At 57.4% G+C, this 4,648-nt stretch carries 4 protein-coding genes; 1 reads left to right on the forward strand and 3 read right to left on the reverse strand.

Features of this window, described 5'->3' with window-relative positions:
* Nucleotides 1–268 precede the first annotated feature (268 nt).
* Both B7L09_RS23840 and B7L09_RS23845 read right to left on the reverse strand, forming a co-directional pair.
* Complete coding sequence (locus B7L09_RS23840; RefSeq protein ID WP_094470887.1) at nucleotides 269–679, reverse strand: DUF4440 domain-containing protein; 411 nt, start codon at nucleotides 677–679, stop codon at nucleotides 269–271.
* Nucleotides 660–2,027 (reverse strand): MFS transporter, encoded by a 1,368-nt coding sequence (locus tag B7L09_RS23845; RefSeq protein ID WP_094470888.1) that lies wholly within the window; start codon nucleotides 2,025–2,027, stop codon nucleotides 660–662. Before B7L09_RS23845 ends, B7L09_RS23840 begins: the two co-directional genes overlap by 20 nt.
* A 105-nt stretch (nucleotides 2,028–2,132) precedes the next feature.
* On the opposite strand from B7L09_RS23845, the gene B7L09_RS23850 reads away from it, so the two are divergent.
* Nucleotides 2,133–3,020 (forward strand): LysR family transcriptional regulator, encoded by an 888-nt coding sequence (locus B7L09_RS23850; protein WP_094470889.1) that lies wholly within the window; start codon nucleotides 2,133–2,135, stop codon nucleotides 3,018–3,020.
* 61 nt (nucleotides 3,021–3,081) lie between these two features.
* On the opposite strand, the gene glpD is transcribed toward B7L09_RS23850, so the two are convergent.
* Nucleotides 3,082–4,620 carry a glycerol-3-phosphate dehydrogenase gene (glpD, locus tag B7L09_RS23855; protein WP_094470890.1) on the reverse strand — a complete coding sequence of 513 codons (1,539 nt, stop codon included), beginning with the start codon at nucleotides 4,618–4,620 and terminating at the stop codon, nucleotides 3,082–3,084.
* Between the last annotated feature and the right edge of the window lie 28 nt (nucleotides 4,621–4,648).

The raw sequence follows: 4,648 nt of genomic DNA on the forward strand, positions 1-4,648 counted from the left end.
GTTTTTTTTATGGAGCCAGTTCATCGGCCCTTTTGTGCTTCGAATGCCTGACGGCTCCTGAAGTGGGTGCGCAACAGGCATTCGTCCCAGAGTGTAGAGCATGACTCGTGCCAGGCCAGGCGATATAGGTCAAGTTATTGATTTATAAGGGTATTAAATATTTATGGCGCTGATTTCGGCGAAGGAAAATCCGGTTAACCGAATCGGCCGACAGGTCGCGTTCGGAAAACCGAATGGCGTTTGAGNNATTGTGTAGTTCATACGAAAATCAGCTTTCCTGGCTTAGCGGCGTTTCATGCAGGTAGATCCATTGGGCGTTGTGGTGATGCAGGCCAATGATCGCCACCGAAATCCGTGAGCTTTCGCGCTGGTCCAGGCGATGGGTTTCCTTGTAGCGGATCGCCACGCTGGCGCCTTCTTGCCACACCGTCTGCAGGTCGCTGATGACGATTTCCAGGCCCGGTTTGGCGCCGATTGCACCCTTGAACATCTGTTCGACCGTCGCCCGGCTGACGATGGCGGCCGAGGTGGTGACCATGGTGAAGTGCTCGGCGAATGCCGACATCAGCGGCTCGAGCGCGGCCTGCCCCTTACCGTTGGCGTCGGTGAACAGGGTGCGGATCAGCTCGTGCACGTGATGAATGCTGTGGTGCGCCTGTTCAACTATTTTGTTGTGCATGACAGTCCTTTTGAGTGTTCAACTGACTCAGTTGAAAGAGTGGGAACAGGCCCACCAGCGCGGCAATGGCGAACGTCACGTGGTAGGCCTGGGTGGTATCGAAATGCTTCAGGAGCAGGTTGAAAACCATCAGGAAGAGGGCGGCGCCGATGCTGAATGACATCTGTCGGTTGATGTTCCAGATGACACTGGCCTTGTGCGTGTCACTGCCCTCGAAATCCATCAACGACGTGGTTTGTGCTGTGTTGGCTCCGATGCCGCCGCCGATCCCCATCAAGCTGTAGGCGATGACAATCACCAGAAGGTCTGAGGGATTGTTCACCAGTAGCAGGGTGGCAATGCCGGCGCTGTGCAACAGCATGCCGAGGGCAAACAGGCGCTTCGCGCCCATCCGGTTGTAGACCCGGCCACAGATCAGCATCGCGATGAACGCGCCGATGGCGTAGAGGATCATGAACATCCCTGTCAGGCGGGCGCTGAAGTGCAGGGTGTTTTGCAGGAAGAAGATGCTCATCAAGTTGACCCCCGTGAACACACCGGGAATCGCGTAATAGATAAAGATGGAGGTGCTGAGTTTTTTGCTTTTGAGCAGGCTCAGTTCAATGATCGGGTTTTTGCAGGTGCGGTAATGCAGCCCGTACAGCACCACGAAAGCAACGCCGGCCATGACGAAGAGGGCGGCCACCCATGCCGGAGCATCGCCGCCGTACAACGACATGCCCATCAGCAGGCTGCCGAGTGCTGCGCTGACCAGCAGCAAGCCCTTGATGTCGGGTCGGGGCAAACTCGTCGGCCGCGCTTCGTTAATCCAGAACCAGGACAGCACTGCCGCGATCAGCGAGAACGGGATGTTGCTGTAGAACACCCAGCGCCAGGAGCTGCTGTCGACGATGACTCCGCCGATGGTTGGTGAAATGGCGGGCGCTATCAGGGCAACGGCCATGACCAAGGTGGATATTTTCGCCCGCTGCTCACCCTTGAACAGGTTGAACGTCAGCGCCTGGCCGACTGGAATCAACAGGCCACCGCCAATCCCCTGGACGAAGCGCCAGATCACCAGCTCGTTGAAACTGTTGGCCAGCCCGCACATCCACACGGAACCTGTGAACACGAGCATCGAGGCGGTGAGGATTTCCCGGCTGCCAAAACGACCGGCCAACCAGGTGCTGACCGGAATGATCAGCGTCAGTCCCAGAATATAAGCATTGGCCACCCAGGCAACGTCTGAAGTACTAACGTGCAGCGCCGCCGATATACTCGGTAATGCGACCGCTGACATAAAGATGTTAATGCAGTCTATAAAAAAGCCGATGAGAAATATCAGTGAAACTTTGTAGCGATAGGTCATGGTGTTTCCCCTTTGCCGCAAAGCATAGGGGCGGTGGACTTGAGCTGTCGATACGACTATCCTTGAAACAATGTTTGACAGGATTTAACAGTGAGCCATATTGCTATGCACACCCATCTTAATCGGGTCCAGACTTTTCTGGCGGTGGTCGATTTTGGTTCTTACACCAAGGCGGCCAATTACCTGAGCATCAGCAAAGCCATGGCCAGCCTGCATGTCAAGGCGCTGGAGGACGTACTGTCAGCGACGCTGTTGATTAGAAATACCCGAAATATATCCCTCACCGAAATCGGTCAGGACTTTTATGAAGAGTTCAAAGGTATTGTCGCGGACATCGATAACGCCTTTGATAATGTATTAAAAGGGCATAACCGAGTTTCCGGGAAGTTGCGCTTCAGTTCCACCAGTGAGTACGGTGAGGCGTATATTCTGCCGTTGATTCCGCAATTCATAGAGCGCTACCCGGAGATAAAACTCTGTTATAACTTTAACTCGTCACTCAATGACCTGGTGGCGGAAAAGTTAGACCTGGTTATCCGTTTGGGCAACTTGGCGGACTCGGCATTCAAGAGCCGTAAACTGGCGGATTATGAAATTGTCCTGGTGGCTACCGAGGCGTTTCTTGCGCGTCACCCGGTGCAAAATCCTCAGGACCTGAATTCGCTGCCGTGGATTGCCAACAGCAACTTGCAGGCACCGACCCAGTGGACGTTGCGCCATCCACAATTGGGGACTGTCGAGATCAACGGGATCAATCAGTATGAATCCAACTCATCCACGGCCATCCGCTCCATGGCGTTGTCGTCGCTGGGTGTTTCGGTGCTGCCCGCTTGGGTGGTCAAGGATGACATCGCCAGCGAGCGGCTGATCCGTCTGTTGCCCGACTATTCGCTGCCCTCGCAGTCCGTCAGCGTGGTGTTCCCCAACAGCCCGCATCTGCCCCACAAATCGAGGGCGTTCATTGATTTCCTGCTGCTGCATCTGGCGCAATGAGCCCCTGCAAAAAAGCCCCTGAATCGTGAGATTCAGGGGCTTTCGTTCAAGCGGATTGCGATCAGGCCGCTTCGATCTTGCTGCGGTTCTGCTCGACCTTGCTCAGGTAGTCCGCCAGTTTCTGCTGTTCAGCCGGGGTGGTGAACAGGCCGAGCTTGCTGCGGCGCCACAGAATGTCATGGGCGGTGGTGGCCCACTCTTCGCTGCACAGGTAATCGACTTCGCGAGTGTAGAGACCGCCGCCGAGGTGGTCGCCCAGGTCAGCCAAGGATTGCACGCCTTCCAGCAGGCGCCAGGTGCGGCTGCCATAGGTGGTGGCCCAGCGGCGCGCGATTTCAGTCGGAACCCAGTCGAACTTGTCGCGAATCAGCGAGCTCAGCGCCTGCGGAGTGGTCATGTCTTCGCCGCCCGGCAGGCTGGCGCTGGCGGTCCAGCTTGGCTTGATGTGCGTGAAGTACGGCGCCAGTTGTGCCAGCGCCGACTCGGCNAGTTTGCGGTAGGTGGTGAGCTTGCCGCCGAACACCGACAAAATCGGTGCTTCNNCGCCGGTGCCNGACAGTGCCAGGGTGTAGTCGCGGGTGACGGCCGACGGGTTGTCGGATTCGTCGTTGCACAGCGGACGAACGCCGGAATAGGTGTGGACGATGTCGTCGCGGCTGAGCTGCTTCTTGAAGTGGGCATTCACTACGTTGAGCAGGTAATCGGTTTCGCCTTCAGTGATCGCTACTTTCGCCGGGTCNCCGGTGTATTCACGGTCGGTGGTGCCGATGATGGTCAGGTGGTTCAGGTACGGAATGGTGAAGACGATGCGCTGGTCTTCGTTCTGCAGGATGTGCGCGTGGGCGCCTTCGTACAGCTTCGGCACGATCAGGTGGCTGCCCTGGATCAGGCGGATGCCGTAAGGCGAATCCAGCTTCAGGTCTTCCTTGATGAATTTGGCAACCCATGGGCCGGCGGCGTTCACCAGCGCGCGAGCGCGGATCGAGAACAGGCTGCCATCGGCGCGTTCCATGTTCATTTCCCACATGCCGTTGCTGCGACGGGCGCTGACGCAGCGGGTCTGGGTGTGAACGTGGGCGCCTTTCTCGCGGGCAGCCATGGCGTTCAGCACCACCAGGCGCGCATCGTCGACCCAGCAGTCGGAGTATTCGAAGCCTTTGGTAATCTCGCTTTTCAGCGGGCTGTCGGGGCCGAACTTCAGGCTTTTCGAGCCTTCGAGTTTTTCCCGCTTGCCGAGGTGGTCATACAGGAACAGTCCGGCGCGGATCATCCAGGCTGGACGCAAGTGCGGGCGGTGCGGCAGCACGAAGCGCATCTGCTTGACGATGTGTGGCGCTTTGGCCAGCAGCACTTCACGTTCGGCCAGGGCTTCGCGCACCAGGCGGAATTCGTAATGTTCGAGATAACGCAGGCCGCCGTGGATCAGCTTGCTGCTGGCGGAAGAGGTGTGGCTCGCCAGGTCATCTTTTTCGCAAAGGAACACCGAAAGGCCGCGACCGGCGGCATCCGCTGCGATCCCCACGCCATTGATCCCACCACCGATGACGGCGATGTCGTAGACCTCAGCGAGAGGGGGCGTAGGCAAGGTAGAAGTGGGCATCGGCTGGCCTCGGGCACTTTTGATTTTC

The sequence above is a fragment of the Pseudomonas mandelii genome (genome assembly GCF_002251635.1).
GTDB lineage: Bacteria > Pseudomonadota > Gammaproteobacteria > Pseudomonadales > Pseudomonadaceae > Aquipseudomonas > Aquipseudomonas mandelii_B.

Excerpts from the sequence above, each read along its gene's own strand:
- B7L09_RS23840 (WP_094470887.1), bottom strand. The coding sequence starts at position 679 with ATGCACAACAAAATAGTTGAACAGGCGCACCACAGCATTCATCACGTG.
- B7L09_RS23845 (WP_094470888.1), bottom strand. The coding sequence starts at position 2,027 with ATGACCTATCGCTACAAAGTTTCACTGATATTTCTCATCGGCTTTTTT.
- B7L09_RS23850 (WP_094470889.1), top strand. The coding sequence starts at position 2,133 with ATGCACACCCATCTTAATCGGGTCCAGACTTTTCTGGCGGTGGTCGAT.